Raw genomic sequence first — 17,680 nt, 5'->3', positions numbered from 1 at the left:
GTATGAAGTAGGGTGGCATAACATGACTCAGCACTCTCAATACTCGGCAGAACACGCCGAACAAAGCAATCAAGAGTGGCTCCGCTTTGTGGAGTTGCTACAGCAATCGTTTGATAAGCAACTGCATATGCCGTTGTTGATGTTGTTACTGACACCAGATGAACGCACAGCCCTTGGGACTCGTGTCAGAATTGTCGAAGAGTTACTGCGCGGCGAAATGAGCCAGCGTGAGCTTAAAAATGAACTGGGTGCGGGGATTGCGACTATTACCCGTGGCTCAAATAGCTTGAAATCTGCCCCACCAGCGCTGCGTGCGTGGCTGGAGCAGGAATTATTGAGTGCTAAAGATTAACGATAAACGTCGTTATGAAATGGGCTCAACGCCAGAATAACCGCCTGGTGGTAAACGCTACTGCGAGTTAATTTCCCGGCGGTAAACACGCCAATCGCGCCTTCTTTATTACCAATTTTATCGATACCAGTATAGGCGGACATCACAGGCCCTAATGCTTCGCCTGCACGTACTTTTTCAAGAATGATGGCAGGAAGTGGGAGCGTTGCTGAACGGGCTTCACCACGCTTATTTTGGTTTTCAATCACAACCCAACTGAATGTACTGTCATCATCAATTCCCGCCTCAACCGCCACCCAAAAATCAGCTTCCGGGCGCACCTGACGGGCGTTCATAATTCGGCATCGTGCGCCAGTTCGCGTTTCATGGTTTCCAAATGGCTGTTCAGGCACACCACTATCGACGGCGACGGGTTCAATATGGCAGCATCCCTCCCCATAGATATCGTCGAATGCCTGGTGAATTGCCTGAATTTTGGCTGGATTAGTTGTTGCGCAGACGACATGGTACATAATCAGTGAAACTCTCAAGAAATTGTTGCCGCAGTATAACGGAAAAAACGCATGTTACAGGTATACCTTGTTCGCCACGGCGAAACGCAGTGGAATGCGCAGCGCCGCATTCAGGGCCAGTCAGACAGTGCGCTGACTGAAAAAGGAGAACGCCAGGCCGAGCAGGTGGCCGAGCGAGTTAAAACGTTAGGCATTACGCATGTGATTGCCAGCGATCTGGGGCGTACGCGCCGCACCGCTGAGATAATCGCGCATGCATGTGGTGTGGATGTCACGCTGGATGCGCGTTTACGTGAGCTGGATATGGGCGTGCTAGAACGCCGTAATCTGGACACGCTAAGCGAAGAAGAAGAGAGCTGGCGTCGTCAGTTAGTTAATGGCACCGCTGATGGGCGTATTCCCGAAGGGGAAAGCATGCTCGAGATGAGTGAGCGTATGCATGCGGCTTTAAATGCTTGCCTGAATTTACCTGCTGGCAGTCGCCCATTGCTGGTGAGCCACGGTATGGCGTTAGGCTGCCTGGTGAGTACGATTCTGGGATTACCGGCCTGGGCTGAACGTCGCTTACGTTTAAGAAACTGTTCAATTTCCCGTGTGGATCACCAGCAAAGCCCGTGGTTGGCTTCCGGCTGGGTGGTTGAAACAGCAGGGGATATCTCGCATTTAGATGCCCCTGCGTTGGATGAACTTCAGCGTTAATTAGCGACGTACAGGAATCAGATACTCACATCTGATCTGCATTGGACGGTCATGAACACGCGCTTCTTCTTGCGGGAAGAAGCGTTCAATATCCTGGCCTTTGCGACGAGTCAGATTCAGGGACGGCATGCAGGTTCCGTAAATGGTCAGGATAAACTCCTGCAAACCCGTGCCCGGCCCTTCGTAGTCGAACTGTACGTAATCCCCACCTTCAAGGCTGACCGGATGAGAGTCGGGTAAGAACCCATTCGCCATTTCAGGTGTTAACGCAGTGGTATAGAAGACTTCTTGCTCGTCGTCTTTCTCGATGCTTGGGCGCGGCTCATGCAAACCGTACAATACGCGCGGCAGTGTCGGAGAATTCCCGAGGAATTGCGTCCAGAACTGGATACGCATTTCATTACGGAAATCAGAGATTTGCTCGAGCGTACAGCTGTAACTTTGCGTGACCCCCACCAAATGGGTTTTTGGCAGAGTGACAAATTGCGCTTGAGGAAGAGTAAACTCATCTAAACGCAACGGTGGACGCATACCGAATGCGCTCCAGTCAGGTGAGCGACGATAGAGTGCCGGTGTTTGGGCAAACTGCTTTTTGAAGGCGCGAGTGAATGTCTGCTGAGAATCAAAGCGATACTGCAAAGCAATATCAAGGATAGGTCGAGCGGTTAGACGCAACGCCACTGCTGACTTTGATAAACGACGTGCGCGGATGTATGCACCGATGGCATGACCCGTAACATCTTTGAACATCCGTTGTAGATGCCACTTGGAATAACCTGCTTTTGCCGCCACATTATCCAGAGACAGTGACTGATCCAGGTGGCCTTCCAGCCAAGTTAATAGATCGCGAATGATCCCTGTCTGATCCATATAATATCCTCATCCTGACACGGTGAGTGCCGTCAATTTGGGCGATGATAGCACTTTTTGTTGTCATGACATTCAGAGTTTTTTTTAACAAGACGTGCCAAAATCAGTTACTCATTCGAACAATTTTATTAATAACGTGATATTTAACGGTTTTTTAGTCCAGGGTGTGAATAGTCGCTTAAGGCAATCATTAACTAATGGTAACAATATGAAATATAAAGTTTTAGTCGCGCTGAGTTCATTGCTGTTTATTTCACTGGGTGTTCGGGCGGAAGTGATCGGCTCAGTCGATACCGTTTTCAAGGTGTTTGGCCCTGACCATAAAATTGTTGTTGAGGCATTTGACGATCCGGATGTTAAAAACGTCACTTGCTATATTAGCCGTGCAAAAACGGGTGGCATTAAAGGTGGGCTAGGGCTAGCAGAAGATACTTCAGATGCGGCGATTTCTTGCCAGCAAGTTGGGCCAGTAGAGCTAAGCGAAAAAATAAAAGCTGGCAAAACTCAGGGTGATGTTGTGTTCCAGAAACGGACATCATTGGTGTTCAAGAAACTGCAAGTCGTGCGTTTCTATGATGCTAAACGTAACACTCTGGCCTATCTGGCGTATTCCGACAAAGTGGTTGAAGGCTCACCAAAAAATGCGCTGAGTGCGGTGCCAATTATGCCGTGGAAGTAACAGGGAGCATGCGATGAACCAGGCCACTATCTGGTTAGTTGAAGATGAAACCAGTATTGCTGATACGTTGATCTACACGTTACAGCAAGAGGGGTTTTCGGTGCGTGCCTTCGATCGCGGTTTGCCTGTGCTGAAAGCTGCACATGAAGAACGCCCGGATCTGGCTATTCTGGATGTTGGCCTGCCTGATATTAACGGCTTTGAATTATGTCGCCGCCTGCTGGCTGATTACCCGGATCTTCCGCTGCTGTTTCTTACCGCGCGCAGTGAAGAAGTTGACAGGCTGATTGGCCTTGAGATTGGCGCTGATGATTACATCGCCAAACCGTTTTCCCCACGTGAAGTTTGCGCGAGGGTTCGAACGGTGCTGCGTCGCCTGCAAAAACAACGGCAGGCTTTAGCCGGGAGCACCCAGCGGATTGGCCTTTTCGAGTTCAATGAAATGGCCGCGCAGATCTCCTGGTGCCAGCAGTCGTTGCAGCTGACTCGCTATGAATACTTGTTATTAAAGACTTTTTTACAGTGGCCTGGTCGAGTATTTTCCCGCCAACAATTGATGGATCTGGTGTGGAGTACTGCCGAAGAAAGTTTTGATCGCACGGTCGACACGCATATTAAAACGCTGCGTGCCAAACTGCGGGCGATCAACCCCGATCTTTCACCGATCAACACGCATCGTGGCTTAGGCTACAGTCTTGGTGTGAATTAATGCGTATCGGGATGCGCCTGCTGCTGGGCTATTTTTTGATTGTGGCGATTGCGGCCTGGTTTGTACTGTCGATCTTTTTACAGGAGGTGAAGCCTGGCGTTCGGCGCGCAACGGAAGGCACGTTAATTGATACCGCTACGTTACTGGCCGAATTTGCTAAAGCCGATATGCTGGCGGGAAATGCACAAAACGGCCAGCTCGCGCAGGCATTCTCCCGGCTTAATCAACACTCCTTCAAGGCCAATATCAGTGGCATTACCAAATCCAAAAATGAATACCGTGTTTATCTAACTGATACGAAAGGGATCGTTTTATTTGATTCCAGTGGCAATGCAACAGGTGAAGATTACTCGCGCTGGAACGATGTCTGGCTGACGTTACAGGGTAAATACGGTGCACGCAGCACACCGGTAAACGCTAACAACCCCGAAAGTACCGTGATGTATGTGGCCGCACCCGTGCGTGACGGGCAAAACATCATTGGTGTGTTGAGTGTTGGTAAGCCAAACAGCGCTATGGACCCGGTTATACGCCGCAGTGAGCGGCGTATTCTGTGGGCGGGCGTGGCATTACTGGGCATTGCTTTGCTGATTGGTTTTGGGTTTGTGTTGTGGATTAACAGGGCCATCGGAAAGCTGGTTCGCTATGCAGACTCGGTCACCACCGAGCACCCTTTACCGCTACCTAAACCTGGCAGTAGCGAATTGCGTAAGTTGGCGTTGGCGCTGGAAAGTATGCGGCTGAAACTCGAAGGGAAAACGTATATAGAGCAGTACGTTCATGCCCTGACTCATGAGTTGAAAAGCCCGATGGCGGCGATTCGTGGTGCGGCAGAAATTTTACGTGAAGGCCCGCCGCCAGAAATTGTCGAGAAGTTCTCTGCGAACATTCTTCAGCAAAATCTGCGCATGCAACAGCTGGTCGATAATCTATTACGCCAGGCAAAACTGGAAAGCCGGGTTGATATTATGGCTCAACCGATAGGTCTGGCAGCGCTATTTTCCTCGCTATGTGATAGCCGCGAAGTGCTCGCCCGCAGTAAAAAAATCTTGTTAAGAATCGATAAAAATGTTCCCGAAGATCTTACCGTGGAAGGTGATCCGGCTTTGCTTGAGCAAGCTGTTGGGAATTTGCTGGATAATGCGCTCGATTTTACTCCGCCCGCTGGGGAGGTGGTTTTAAGTATTGAACAACATATTGGACAGATCACTATTTTGGTTTCTGATACAGGAAGCGGGATACCTGATTATGCAAAAGAACGCGTATTCGAACGTTTTTACTCATTGCCGCGCAGCAACGGGCAAAAAAGCAGTGGCTTAGGGCTGGCATTTGTTCATGAAGTCGCACGTTTGCATCGTGGAACCATAACTCTTGAGAATCGTCCTGAAGGTGGTGTGCAAGTTCGATTGGCACTGCCTGAAAAATAACTCCCGCACTTCACCGTCCCTTCACATAACTTCATTTAGCCCCCACAAACGCTCGCTATCCTCTGCCCATCAAAAATGGAGGGGATTATGTTTAAATCTGCGTTGTTCTGGAAAGTCATGACCTTGTTGGGATGTATGGTGGTGTTGTTGATTCCCTTAAATATGTTGAGTTCGTTAGTTAATGAACGCAGCAGTTATCGGGATGATGTTGAACAGTCACTGCGCCAAAGTGCCAGTGGGCCGCAAACCATTACTGGTCCACTGATCGCCATCCCCATAACGGAGCTGACGACCGTTATGGAAGACAATAAAGAGATTAAGAAAGAGCGCCGGTTCATTCGTTACTACCTGCCAGAGAACTTGAGTATTGTGGGGAAGCAAACCGTTGAACCGCGCCATATCGGTATTTATGAGGGGCAAATCTGGCGCACAGCTATCACGTTTGATGCCACGTTTAATCGCCAATTGCTCTCAAACGAGGTAGGTCCCGATACTCTTATTGGTACGCCATACGTGGTGCTGGCAGTCGGCGACTCACGCGGGATTGGTAAAGTGGGTGAGCTTGATATCAACGGTGAGTCTTATCCGATTGAACCCGGTAGCAACCTGCCAGGAGTGGGGCAGGGGCTACATGCTATTCTCCCTGTAAAACTTCTTCAGGATGAGAAACTCACGCTGCGTTTTAACCTGGATTTGATGGGAACTAAACAGCTTGCCGTCGTGCCTGTTGGGCGTAATAGTCAGTTCAACTTAACCAGCAACTGGCCGCATCCTGGATTTATGGGCGATTTTTTACCACAGCAGCGGACTGTCACTGATAGTGGATTTAGCGCCAGCTGGCAAAGCACCTGGTTTGCTAACAATCTGAATACCAATTTCTATGATGGTCAGCGGGTTGACGTCGACCGTCTGCCAGCTTTTAGCGTCACGGTAGCGAACCCGGTCGACCAGTATCAACTGACTGACCGCGCAGTAAAATATGCCATCCTTCTGATTGGTCTAACATTTATGAGCTTCTTCTTGCTGGAGACACTGACCGGACTGCGTGTTCACCCGATGCAGTATTTGCTGGTTGGGCTATCGCTCGTGATGTTCTATCTCGTTCTACTGGCCGTATCGGAGCACATTGGATTTAACGGAGCATGGCTGCTGGCGAGCCTGGTTTGTGCCGGAATTAACGGTTTTTACCTTAAGGCTGTACTCAATAGCGGGAAAGCGAGTGCAATGTTCACTCTGGGATTATTGATGCTGGATGCGGTGCTCTGGCAGCTATTGCAGTCTGAAGACAGTGCTCTGCTGCTCGGAACTGGGGTCCTTTTTGCAGCACTCTCAGCCATTATGTTACTGACACGAAATATCGACTGGTACGGAATGAGAAGAAAAGTACAGGTGCCAGAAAATGGCGAGATGCAGAAAGATCCGGAGCGGTTCCGCTTGTGGAAATAGATAGATAATCGAGACAAAAGAAAAGGGCGGATTAAAAATCCGCCCTTTCACATTCATGTTTGATTACAGGTTTATTCCTGTAAATCGCCGCAGAAGCGATAACCTTCGCCGTGAATCGTAGCGATGATTTCAGGTGTGTCTGGGGTCGATTCGAAATGCTTACGAATACGACGAATTGTGACGTCAACGGTACGATCGTGCGGCTTCAGCTCACGACCTGTCATCTTCTTCAGCAATTCAGCACGGGACTGAATTTTCCCTGGGTTTTCACAGAAGTGCAGCATGGCGCGGAATTCGCTACGCGGCAACTTGTACTGCTCACCATTTGGACTGACCAATGAACGGCTGTTGATATCCAATTCCCATCCATTGAACTTGTAGCTTTCAACGGAACGACGTTCTTCGCTGATTGCACCCAGGTTCATAGTACGAGACAACAGGTTGCGCGCACGAATAGTCAATTCACGTGGATTGAATGGCTTAGTGATGTAATCATCTGCGCCGATTTCAAGGCCAAGAATTTTATCGACTTCGTTGTCGCGACCCGTCAGGAACATCAATGCCACATTGGCTTGCTCACGCAATTCACGCGCCAGCAGCAGGCCATTTTTGCCTGGCAAATTGATATCCATAATGACCAGGTTGATGTCATTATCGGAAAGGATTTGATGCATTTCAGCGCCATCAGTCGCTTCAAAAACATCATAACCTTCAGCTTCAAAAATGCTCTTTAACGTGTTGCGTGTTACTAATTCGTCTTCGACGATAAGAATATGCGGGGTCTGCATGTTTGCTACCTAAAATTGCCAACTAAATCAAAACAGGAAGTACAAAAGTCCCTGACCTGCCTAATACATGCCAAAAATTAACATGCTGGGCGTAACATGACTAAAGTACGTAATTGCGTTCTTGATGCACTTTCCATCAACGTCAACAACATCATTAGCTTGGTCGTGGGCACTTTTCCCTCTGGACCCGACGGTGTCAAAAACGGTTGTTATCCTATACCATTTTAACAGCAACATAACAGGCAGGACCGCTTTAGACATCTGATAAAACTACGCTTCGTTGACATATATCAAATTCAATTGTAGCACGTTAACAGTTTGATGAAATCATCGTAGCGTTTTGCCACATTTCATCACAATATTTTAATAATATATATAGTTACATGAATTGATTAGTAAAGAACATAAATCAGATTGATGATGGTGTTAATATGGTTTTTTTGTTATTTAAAACAATGAGATAATGCTTTTTACTGCATCTTTGCTTGCTGGTCAAACCACCAATATGTATTCAAGGTGCTTATGATTCGTATTACATGCATTTTATATACGAATGTTACTTTAATGTAAATTTTTGATGCGTATTATCATTTGAAATTTGTGAATGTCCAATAACGGGCACTTTTTTAAAGAGAGTTTTAATGCGTTTTATAATTATTTTGGTCGCACCAGCCAGAGCTGAAAATGTGGGTGCAGCAGCTAGAGCGATGAAGACCATGGGATTTGCTGATTTGCGTGTGGTTGATAGCGAAGCCGATCGACAACCAGAAGCACGCTGGGTCGCGCATGGTTCTGGTGATGTGCTGGATAATGCACAGCATTTTAATACGCTGGCGGAAGCCTTGCATGATGTCGATTTTACGATTGCAACCACTGCGCGCAGCCGCGCTAAATTTCATTACTACGCCACACCGCAACAATTGGTTCCATTACTTGAAGAAAAGCGTACCTGGGTAGGGACTGTGGCACTGGTGTTTGGTCGTGAAGATTCGGGGCTAACCAATGAAGAACTCGAACTGGCAGATGTTCTGACCGGCGTACCGATGGTTGCGGATTATCCGTCGCTTAACCTTGGCCAGGCTGTAATGGTCTATTGTTATCAGCTCTCAGCACTTATGCAGCTCCCTGCGCCAGAACATGATGTGGTGGATGCCAAACAGCTAAGCGCATTACGTTCTCGTATCACTTCCTTGCTTGAGCGTGTTGAGGCGAGCAGCGACCAAAAAATGGTTGATTGGTTACAGCAGCGTCTTGGCTTGTTAGCGCAGCGAGATACGGCAATGTTGCACCGTTTGCTGCATGATATCGAAAAAAAACTGCCAGAGCATAATGCTGGAAACCGCTTTAAAAGCAGTGAGGATGGGGTGTGATTTCCCCGTTTTTTCAGCGTAATAAGCGCGGTTTTTGCTGCTTTTTCAGCGTTCAGAAGCTGTGTCACTAACAGTGGTAAAATTAAAAATAAATTGACTTAGATTGCCGGATACTTTAGTCAATATAGGTAAATCATATTACGAGCACACAACATCCATGATTCGCATCAGCCCAATGACAACAATTATTACAACCACCATTACCACAGGTAACGGTGCGGGCTGACGCATACCAGGAAAAACGAAAAAAGCCCGCACCTAAACAGTGCGGGCTTTTTTTTGGACTAAAAACTCAAGGGTAATAATAAATGCGAGTGTTGAAATTCGGTGGTACTTCAGTGGCAAATGCGGAGCGTTTTCTGCGTGTTGCCGATATCCTGGAAAGCAATGCCAAACAGGGGCAGGTTGCGACCGTGCTGTCTGCCCCGGCGAAAATTACCAATCACCTCGTTGCCATGATTGAAAAAACAATTGGCGGCCAGGATGCCTTACCGAATATCAGCGATGCAGAACGCATTTTCAGCGAACTTCTGAATGGTCTCGCAGATGCACAGCCGGGTTTCCCTGTCGTGCAGCTCAAGGGATTTGTTGAGAAGGAGTTTGCGCAGCTAAAGCATGTTCTGCACGGTATTAGCCTGTTGGGGCAATGCCCGGACAGCATCAACGCCGCTATCATCTGCCGTGGCGAAAAGCTCTCTATCGCTATCATGGCTGAATTGCTTAAAGCTCGCGGTCACAATGTGACGGTTATCAATCCGGTAGAGAAACTTCTCGCTGTCGGGCATTACCTTGAATCCACTGTAGATATTACTGAGTCAACTCGTCGCATTGCTGCCAGCCGTATTCCGGCTGACCATATGATCCTGATGGCGGGCTTTACTGCCGGGAACGAAAAAGGCGAGTTAGTCGTTCTGGGTCGTAATGGATCTGACTATTCAGCGGCCGTGCTGGCTGCCTGTTTACGCGCGGACTGTTGTGAAATTTGGACTGATGTTGATGGCGTTTATACTTGCGACCCACGTCAGGTACCGGATGCAAGGCTTCTAAAATCGATGTCGTATCAGGAGGCCATGGAGCTTTCTTACTTCGGCGCCAAAGTTCTTCATCCACGTACTATTTCCCCGATTGCTCAATTCCAAATCCCTTGCCTGATTAAAAACACGGGTAACCCGCAAGCGCCTGGCACTTTAATTGGTGCAGAAAGTGATGAAGATGATCTGCCGGTTAAAGGCATCACTAACCTGAATAATATGGCGATGTTTAACGTTTCAGGCCCAGGAATGAAAGGGATGGTTGGTATGGCGGCACGCGTCTTTGCTGCTATGTCCCGCGCTGGAATTTCGGTGGTGTTGATTACTCAGTCATCCTCTGAATACAGCATCAGCTTCTGTGTGCCGCAGGCGGATTGTGTACGTGCGCGTCGTGCGATGGATGATGAGTTCTATCTCGAACTCAAAGAGGGTCTGCTTGAACCACTGGCGATCATGGAGCATCTGGCCATTATCTCTGTCGTTGGGGACGGTATGCGTACTCTGCGCGGTATTTCCGCTAAGTTCTTCGCAGCCCTTGCCCGCGCCAACATCAATATCGTCGCTATCGCGCAGGGCTCATCCGAGCGTTCTATCTCGGTCGTGGTCAGTAACGACGATGCGGTTACCGGCGTGCGCGTGACTCACCAGATGCTATTCAATACCGACCAGGTTATCGAAGTGTTCCTGATTGGCGTGGGCGGAGTGGGTGCTGCATTAGTTGAGCAGGTGAAACGTCAGCAGGCCTGGTTGAAGCAAAAGCATATCGATCTGCGTGTATGTGGAATTGCGAACTCGAAAGCTCTGCTGACCAATATTCACGGCCTGAATCTGGATAACTGGCAGGAAGAGCTGGCCCAGGCGAAAGAGCCGTTCAACCTTGGGCGTCTGATTCGTCTGGTAAAAGAGTATCACTTGCTGAACCCGGTGATTGTTGACTGTACTTCCAGCCAGGCGGTTGCCGACCAGTATGCAGATTTCCTTGGTGAAGGTTTCCACGTGGTGACGCCGAATAAGAAGGCGAACACCTCGACCATGAACTACTACCACCAGATGCGTAACGCGGCGGCAAAATCACGCCGTAAATTCCTTTACGATACCAACGTAGGGGCCGGTCTGCCGGTTATCGAAAACCTGCAAAATTTGCTTAATGCAGGTGACGAGTTACAACGTTTCTCTGGCGTTCTTTCGGGTTCTCTGTCGTTTATTTTTGGCAAGCTGGACGAGGGTATGAGCCTTTCAGAAGCAACCAAAGTTGCCCGTGAGATGGGTTATACCGAACCCGATCCGCGTGATGATCTTTCTGGTATGGATGTGGCGCGTAAGCTGTTAATTCTGGCGCGTGAAACCGGCAGTAATTTTGAGCTTTCGGATATCATCATTGAGCCAGTATTACCGGAATCCTTTGATTCTACAGGTGATGTCGAGTCGTTCATGGCGCGCTTGCCGCAGTTGGATGATGAGTTCTCTGCGCGAGTTGCAAAAGCCCGTGATGAAGGAAAAGTGTTGCGTTATGTCGGCGTGATTGAAGAAGATGGTAGCTGTAAAGTTAAAATTGATGCGGTGGATGGCAACGACCCATTGTATAAAGTTAAAAATGGAGAAAATGCGTTGGCCTTCTACAGCCATTATTACCAGCCTTTGCCGTTAGTCCTGCGTGGTTACGGAGCAGGGAATGATGTGACTGCTGCCGGTGTTTTCGCCGACTTATTGCGCACTTTGTCATGGAAGTTAGGAGTTTAAGATGGTTAAAGTATACGCCCCGGCTTCCAGTGCCAATATGAGCGTCGGGTTTGATGTTCTGGGCGCAGCCGTATCGCCGATAGATGGCTCGCTGCTTGGGGATTACGTGACTGTCGAAGCGGCAGACACTTTTAGTTTGAACAACATCGGGCGCTTCGCCAGCAAATTGCCAGACGAGCCGCGCGAAAACATCGTTTATCAATGCTGGGAGCGTTTCTGCCAGGAGATCGGCAAAAATATTCCCGTGAAAATGACTCTGGAAAAGAGCATGCCGATTGGTTCCGGCCTCGGTTCCAGCGCTTGTTCAGTGGTCGCAGGCCTGATGGCGATGAACGAATACTGTGGCAAACCATTGAGCGACACGCGTTTACTGAGCTTGATGGGCGAGCTGGAAGGGCGCATTTCAGGCAGCGTTCATTATGATAACGTAGCTCCGTGTTTCCTCGGTGGCATGCAGCTGATGATTGAAGAAAATGGCATCATCAGCCAGTCTGTACCGGGTTTTGATGAATGGCTTTGGGTGCTTGCGTATCCTGGGATTAAAGTCTCTACCGCAGAAGCACGGGCCATCCTGCCGGCGCTTTATCGCCGCCAGGATTGTATTAGCCACGGTCGCCATCTGGCGGGCTTTATTCACGCATGCCACACGCGCCAGCCACAGCTTGCGGCAAAACTGATGCGTGATGTGATTGCTGAGCCGTATCGCGCTAAATTGCTACCGCGCTTTAATGAGGCGCGCCAGGCTGCTGCAGATATTGGTGCGCTGGCGAGTGGTATTTCGGGCTCTGGCCCAACTCTATTTGCACTGTGCGATAACACTGATACCGCACAACGCGTGGCTGACTGGCTCAGCCAACACTATTTGCAGAACCAGGAAGGTTTTGTACATATTTGCCGTCTGGATACGGCGGGCGCACGAGTTCTGGGATAACGCATGAAACTGTATAACCTTAAAGATCATAACGAGCAGGTCAATTTTGCCCAGGCGATTGTGCAGGGGTTGGGTAAACAGCAGGGGCTGTTTTTTCCACATGATTTGCCGGAATTTGAACTGACAGAAATAGACGAAATGTTGAAGATGGATTTCGTCTCCCGCAGCAGCAAAGTTTTGTCTGCTTTCCTCGGTGATGAAATTCCGCAGGAAGTCCTCGAAGAGCGCGTGCGTGCGGCCTTCGCTTTCCCTGCACCAGTTAAAAGCGTTGAGCCGGACATCGGCTGTCTTGAGCTGTTCCATGGCCCGACGCTGGCATTTAAAGATTTTGGCGGCCGTTTTATGGCGCAGATGCTGACGCATATCAGCGGTGACAAACCGGTTACGATTCTGACTGCAACGTCTGGTGATACTGGTGCTGCGGTTGCGCATGCATTTTATGGCCTGAAAAACGTGCGCGTCGTGATTCTGTATCCGCGCGGCAAAATCAGCCCATTGCAGGAAAAACTGTTCTGTACGCTGGGCGGCAATATTGAAACTGTCGCGATTGACGGTGATTTCGATGCCTGCCAGGCACTGGTGAAACAAGCATTTGATGATGAAGAGCTGAAAGTGGCGCTGGGGTTAAACTCTGCCAACTCCATCAACATCAGCCGTTTGTTGGCGCAGATTTGCTACTACTTTGAAGCGGTTGCTCAACTGCCTCAGGAAGCGCGCAACCAGTTGGTGGTTTCCGTGCCAAGCGGCAACTTTGGTGATTTGACTGCGGGCCTGCTGGCAAAATCACTTGGCCTGCCAATCAAGCGCTTTATTGCGGCGACCAACGCGAACGATACCGTTCCACGCTTCTTAGCTAACGGCGAATGGACCCCGAAAACGACTGTGGCGACGCTTTCTAACGCCATGGATGTCAGCCAGCCAAACAACTGGCCGCGCGTGGAGGAGTTGTTCCGCCGTAAAACCTGGCGTTTGACCGATCTGGGCTATGCGACCGTGACTGACGAGACCACCAAAGCCACCATGCAAGAGCTGAAAGCTGTGGGCTATGTTTCTGAACCACACGCTGCTATCGCTTACCGTGCACTGCGCGACCAACTCCAGCCGGGAGAATATGGTCTGTTCCTCGGGACTGCACACCCAGCGAAATTCAAAGAAAGCGTAGAAGAGATCCTGGGCGAAACTCTGCCACTGCCTGCAGAACTTGCTGAGCGTGCTGACTTACCGCTGCTCTCCCATAATCTGCCAGCAGATTTTGCCGAGCTGCGTAAATTGATGATGGCCAAAGCGTAAGTTTTTCGGATTGCTGACAACGATAGATGCATAGGTTTGTCGGCTGTCGCCGCGCTAATCCGACCCGGGAAACCATAAAGTAATGCCGTTCGCTTAATCGCGAGCGGCATTTTTTTCGTCGGATATTTACTGTAGCTGGCAGCCGGGTTCCACGCTTTGGCTAACCACGCGTGTGAACGTCGACAGCGGGCAGTATCCTTCAGCCGTCTGGTCGTTACAGCCAGGAATTTTTAGCTGTACGCTTCCCGCAGGTTGATTAAGGCTAAGTGGTGTTTGGGAGCGCAACTGCTCGAGAGTCTGATACACCATGCTCACGCTAACATATTGTTTCCCTGACTTATCGGCCAAACGCTCAAAGACTAAAGCGCCGCCCGGAGGGGTGTTATCGGGTTGCCCTGGTAGCGTCCAGCGCATGTTGAGCATGCCTGCGATATTGGCGATATTGGTATCGTGCCCGGCAATAAACAGGATCTTATTGTCCGGCGAGATATCAGGCAGCTTGCTTGCGGTGGCGTTCGGGTCCAGCGCGTTGCTGATGGTCTGCAATAGAGGCGTCCCGTTATGTCTGGCGATATAAGGCGTGCGTGCCATCAAATCAAATTGGGTGTTATGCAGTTTCAGCAACTCCGCCCACTGTTGCTCTGAATGAATATTCCCCCAGGCCGCTTGCGGCATCCCTTGGGCATATTCCAGCAGGAAAATTTCAGCAAGTGTGGATGACAGGCCAACGGCCCCATCGAGAGAAACTTTGTTGCCATTATCTTTTATCGAAAGCTTGCTCGGCATGGATTGCCCTAAATCACAGCTTTTATCCACACTATATTTCTGACACCAGGCAGAATTTGCAAAGTTGAGGGTAGTGTTCATCAAGGCCAGGGATGGAAGATAGTGTTGGTTCAGATTATCAATCGGGGTTTGCGCCTGCTTTTCAACGGCCTGTTGAATCTGATTTTTCTCCATTGAACAGATACCCGCTTTCACCGGGTGGAACAAAGGATCGGCCTTTTCAAGATTCTGCTGGTGATGAATAGTCAAACCACATTGCGGGGCAAGCCCTGCCAGGAAAGCTTCGCCTGTTTTAAGCGTGCGCTGATCAACGTCTGCCCAGACATAAACTGAGTTCGGAGCAGGGCAATTTTCCTGCGATAAAATCCCCTGTTGTTGAAACTTCTCGCGATAAAAACCGCCCATCAGGCTAATCAGATGCTCTCCGCGTGGCGTGATATAACCCAGTTTTACCGGCCATTCTGGCCAGCTATTGGGAGTAACGTCACGCATGGTTTGTGTCATCTTGGTTGGTGACCGCACACCGTGGCGGCTGAGTATTACCACTTTTTCAACCTGATAGCCTGAAGCGGGAGTTTCGCTGGCATAAGCCGTTGAACCTAATGAAAATGTGGTGCCGAGTGCGACGAGCAGACCATTGCGAAGCGTTAGTTTTTGGCGTTTAAACGCAGATATTTTCATTTACAGCCTCTTTTCTTTCGGGTGTTTGAGTCTGCTGAATATACTCCAGAAGCAAAGGGGTAATGTCGAGTTCGTCTCGTTGTTGTTTTGTATGTGAAAAAAATCCACGCAGGTGCGTGGATCTTAAAAGAGCTTGCGGAAGCATTTTTAGAGCCCGCGTTTAGCCATCATTGCTGCAAGGTCGACCAGGCGGTTAGAGAAGCCCCATTCGTTATCGTACCAGGCCAATATCTTGACCAGATTACCGCCAATCACCAGCGTCGAAAGCCCGTCGATGATAGAAGAACGTGGATCCCCCTGATAATCACTCGATACCAGCGGTTCATCGCTGTAGCCTAATATGCCTTGCAGCGGGCCGCTTGTTGCTGCTTCCAGGAATGCGGCATTCACTTCTTCGACAGTGACCGGGCGTTTTAAGGTTACCGTTAAATCAACAATAGAAACGACGGGTACAGGCACTCGCAATGAGTAACCGGTCAGGCGTCCGTCCAGTTCAGGAATGACTTTGCCTAACGCTTTTGCCGCGCCGCTGGAGTAAGGAACAATGGAGAGGGCGGCCGCTCGCGCACCACGCAGGTCTTTTTCCGGCTGATCGTGCAACACCTGGCTGTTGGTGTAAGCGTGAGTGGTGTTCATCAAACCGTGTTCAATACCAAACTGTTGATGCAAAACCTGTGCGGCAGGTGCAAGGCCGTTAGTGGTACAGCTGCCATTGCTCACGACATAATGGCGTTCCGGATCGTACTGCTGGTGGTTAACGCCCATCACTATCGTCAGGTCGTCATCTTTACCCGGTGCTGAGATGATGACGCGTTTTGCTCCGCCGCTATTGATGTGTACTGCGGCCTGCTCGCGGCTGGTAAAGAAACCCGTGGCCTCAATAACAATATCGACGCCCACATCACGCCACGGGATATTTGCCGGATCTCTTTCGCTAAACACGCGAACAAGTTTGCCGTCCACCTGCAAATGCCCGTTAGCCGCTTCAACCGGAACAGGCAATCTTCCCATCAGTGAATCGTGTTTCAGCAAGTGAGCAAGGGTTTTGCTGTCTGTCAGATCGTTGATTGCTACAATTTCTACGTCTGCGTTGCCCAGCGTGGCGCGTAATACATTACGACCAATTCTGCCGAAACCATTAATACCGACCTTAACCATGATTGACTCCTTCTTTGAAATGTCTGGAATCACTGTAGGCTTCAGGCAAAGTGGCGTAAATGACAAAAAAGGATCAATTCACGCCATTTTTCGACAATGAAAACGCTCGCGGTATTCGCCCGGTGTGAGGTGTAGTTGACGCTCGAAGGCACGGCGCAAAGTGATGGTATTGCCGAAGCCCACTTTACTTGCAATTTGCTCGAGCGTTTCCCGCGTTTGCTCAAGGCAATGTCGGGCTGCAGCAAGGCGGGCTTCTTCAACATAGCGCGCGGGTGTGATGCCCGTTTCTTTGCTGAAAACGCGCGTGAAGTTACGGGGACTCATCGCGACCCGGTCTGCCAGTTTCTCAACCGACAAATCGGCGGATAGATTTTCAAGCAGCCAGTTTTGCAATTGACCTATCGGACCGGAGATGTCGCTTTGCTGGAGGTGGTAGCGACTGAATTGCATCTGCCCGCCGGGACGACGCAGATACATCACCAGATCCTGCGCCACGTCGCGAGCAAGCGTAAAGCCATAATCTTCTTCGACCAGTGCGAGGGTTAGATCAAAACCTGAACTTACGCCGCCGGAAGTCCAGATAGGGCCATCCTGAAGATAGAGCGGACCACTTTCGACTTTGACGTGCGGGTAAGTGGATTGCATCTTTTCCAGTAGATGCCAGTGGGTTGTCGCACGACGGCCGTTAAGTAACCCAGCCTGTGCCAACAACATTGCCCCGCCGCAAATGGAAACAATGCGCTGAGCGTGAGGTGCGGCAAGCTTTAACCAATCGACCACCGCGGTGCCTTCTAACTCATCTGACCCTCTCCCTGTGATCATAATGGTATCCCGGGGTTCATAAGGATCAAGTTCGTGCAGGCGATGGTCGGCCAGCAAGTTCAGCCCGGATTGACCGTGGATCACCTGATAAGGCTGAGTGGTCGCCAGTCTTATCTGGTAGCGAGGTTGAGACAAACCTTCTGGCTGTAAGCGATTGGCTTGCATCAGGATGTCGGCAATCCCGGCGGCTTCGAACAGTACCCCGCCATCCGGAACAATAATCAGAAAGGTTTTCATGTCCTGAAAAGTACGCTTTTAACAAAATAAGTCAAGGTGGGTGTGCGGCTGAATCATGGAGAAAATATGCAGGAAAGAAGGAGGGAAAATGTAGGAATTCTCATAAAATGCGGGCAATCTGAGATTAGGATTGCGGAGAATAACAACCCCAT

At 49.7% G+C, this 17,680-nt stretch carries 17 protein-coding genes, 1 pseudogene and 1 other annotated feature; of the genes and pseudogenes, 12 read left to right on the top strand and 6 right to left on the bottom strand.

What is annotated here, in order from left to right; genetic code table 11:
* The first annotated feature begins 22 nt into the window (after positions 1–22).
* On the top strand, positions 23–352 hold the full coding sequence (gene trpR, locus LVQ79_RS08665; protein ID WP_034459454.1) for a trp operon repressor: 330 nt from the start codon (positions 23–25) through the stop codon (positions 350–352).
* Here the strand turns inward: trpR and yjjX are convergent.
* Complete coding sequence (yjjX, locus tag LVQ79_RS08660) at positions 349–864, bottom strand: inosine/xanthosine triphosphatase (protein ID WP_232864627.1); 516 nt, start codon at positions 862–864, stop codon at positions 349–351. The genes trpR and yjjX overlap by 4 nt on opposite strands.
* A gap of 51 nt (positions 865–915) precedes the next feature.
* On the opposite strand from yjjX, the gene gpmB reads away from it, so the two are divergent.
* Positions 916–1,563 carry a 2,3-diphosphoglycerate-dependent phosphoglycerate mutase GpmB gene (gene gpmB / locus LVQ79_RS08655; RefSeq protein ID WP_232864626.1) on the top strand — a complete coding sequence of 216 codons (648 nt, stop codon included), beginning with the start codon at positions 916–918 and terminating at the stop codon, positions 1,561–1,563.
* Here the strand turns inward: gpmB and robA are convergent, their stop codons facing one another.
* Positions 1,564–2,433 (bottom strand): MDR efflux pump AcrAB transcriptional activator RobA, encoded by an 870-nt coding sequence (robA, locus tag LVQ79_RS08650; protein WP_034459448.1) that lies wholly within the window; start codon positions 2,431–2,433, stop codon positions 1,564–1,566.
* Positions 2,434–2,641: 208 nt separating this feature from the next.
* On the opposite strand from robA, the gene creA reads away from it, so the two are divergent.
* The 4 genes from creA to creD all read left to right on the top strand — a co-directional run bounded on the left by creA (position 2,642) and on the right by creD (position 6,694).
* Positions 2,642–3,112 carry a protein CreA gene (gene creA, locus LVQ79_RS08645; RefSeq protein WP_232864625.1) on the top strand — a complete coding sequence of 157 codons (471 nt, stop codon included), beginning with the start codon at positions 2,642–2,644 and terminating at the stop codon, positions 3,110–3,112.
* A 13-nt stretch (positions 3,113–3,125) separates the two neighbouring features.
* Positions 3,126–3,821, top strand: a complete 696-nt coding sequence (gene creB, locus LVQ79_RS08640; RefSeq protein WP_232864624.1) for a two-component system response regulator CreB — start codon at positions 3,126–3,128, stop codon at positions 3,819–3,821.
* Positions 3,821–5,248 (top strand): two-component system sensor histidine kinase CreC, encoded by a 1,428-nt coding sequence (creC, locus tag LVQ79_RS08635; protein ID WP_232864623.1) that lies wholly within the window; start codon positions 3,821–3,823, stop codon positions 5,246–5,248. The genes creB and creC overlap by 1 nt, the downstream gene beginning before the upstream one ends.
* Positions 5,249–5,335: 87 nt before the next feature.
* Complete coding sequence (creD, locus tag LVQ79_RS08630) at positions 5,336–6,694, top strand: cell envelope integrity protein CreD (RefSeq protein ID WP_232864622.1); 1,359 nt, start codon at positions 5,336–5,338, stop codon at positions 6,692–6,694.
* Between the two features lie 71 nt (positions 6,695–6,765).
* Here creD and arcA read toward each other — a convergent pair whose 3' ends face one another.
* Positions 6,766–7,482: a two-component system response regulator ArcA gene (gene arcA, locus LVQ79_RS08625; protein ID WP_034459438.1), complete on the bottom strand. Its 717-nt coding sequence runs from the start codon at positions 7,480–7,482 to the stop codon at positions 6,766–6,768.
* 96 nt (positions 7,483–7,578) lie between these two features.
* Between arcA and yjjY the strand changes: the two are divergent.
* The 6 genes and pseudogenes from yjjY to thrC all read left to right on the top strand — a co-directional run bounded on the left by yjjY (position 7,579) and on the right by thrC (position 13,844).
* Positions 7,579–7,721 (top strand): annotated as a pseudogene (gene yjjY, locus LVQ79_RS08620) (YjjY family protein).
* A gap of 402 nt (positions 7,722–8,123) precedes the next feature.
* Entirely contained in the window at positions 8,124–8,852 is a 729-nt protein-coding gene (locus tag LVQ79_RS08615) for a tRNA/rRNA methyltransferase (protein ID WP_232864621.1), read from the top strand.
* Between the two features lie 157 nt (positions 8,853–9,009).
* Positions 9,010–9,078 (top strand): thr operon leader peptide, encoded by a 69-nt coding sequence (gene thrL, locus LVQ79_RS08610; RefSeq protein WP_072009468.1) that lies wholly within the window; start codon positions 9,010–9,012, stop codon positions 9,076–9,078.
* Positions 9,017–9,134 (top strand) — a sequence feature (Thr leader region). (Overlaps the previous gene by 62 nt.)
* Positions 9,135–9,160: 26 nt before the next feature.
* The gene (gene thrA / locus LVQ79_RS08605) at positions 9,161–11,623 is read left to right on the top strand and encodes a bifunctional aspartate kinase/homoserine dehydrogenase I (RefSeq protein ID WP_232864620.1); all 2,463 of its coding nucleotides are present in this window, start codon (positions 9,161–9,163) and stop codon (positions 11,621–11,623) included.
* Between the two features lies 1 nt (position 11,624).
* Entirely contained in the window at positions 11,625–12,554 is a 930-nt protein-coding gene (gene thrB / locus LVQ79_RS08600) for a homoserine kinase (RefSeq protein WP_064513827.1), read from the top strand.
* Between the two features lie 3 nt (positions 12,555–12,557).
* Positions 12,558–13,844 carry a threonine synthase gene (gene thrC / locus LVQ79_RS08595; protein WP_232864619.1) on the top strand — a complete coding sequence of 429 codons (1,287 nt, stop codon included), beginning with the start codon at positions 12,558–12,560 and terminating at the stop codon, positions 13,842–13,844.
* A 126-nt stretch (positions 13,845–13,970) separates the two neighbouring features.
* Here thrC and LVQ79_RS08590 read toward each other — a convergent pair whose 3' ends face one another.
* From LVQ79_RS08590 to LVQ79_RS08580, 3 genes are all read right to left on the bottom strand, one after another.
* Positions 13,971–15,311, bottom strand: coding sequence for an AppA family phytase/histidine-type acid phosphatase (locus tag LVQ79_RS08590; protein ID WP_232864618.1), 1,341 nt, complete (start codon positions 15,309–15,311; stop codon positions 13,971–13,973).
* Positions 15,312–15,458: 147 nt separating this feature from the next.
* Positions 15,459–16,469 carry a type I glyceraldehyde-3-phosphate dehydrogenase gene (gene gap, locus LVQ79_RS08585; RefSeq protein WP_232864617.1) on the bottom strand — a complete coding sequence of 337 codons (1,011 nt, stop codon included), beginning with the start codon at positions 16,467–16,469 and terminating at the stop codon, positions 15,459–15,461.
* A 78-nt stretch (positions 16,470–16,547) separates the two neighbouring features.
* A complete protein-coding gene (locus LVQ79_RS08580; RefSeq protein WP_232864616.1) occupies positions 16,548–17,528 on the bottom strand; it encodes a GlxA family transcriptional regulator in 981 nt (326 codons plus the stop codon).
* Positions 17,529–17,680 lie beyond the last annotated feature (152 nt).

Source organism: Buttiauxella cochleicola (assembly GCF_021282405.1).
Lineage (GTDB): Bacteria > Pseudomonadota > Gammaproteobacteria > Enterobacterales > Enterobacteriaceae > Buttiauxella > Buttiauxella massiliensis.
The sequence above is the reverse complement of the archived record's forward strand: the minus strand, read 5'-3'. Positions and strand labels throughout refer to the sequence as shown.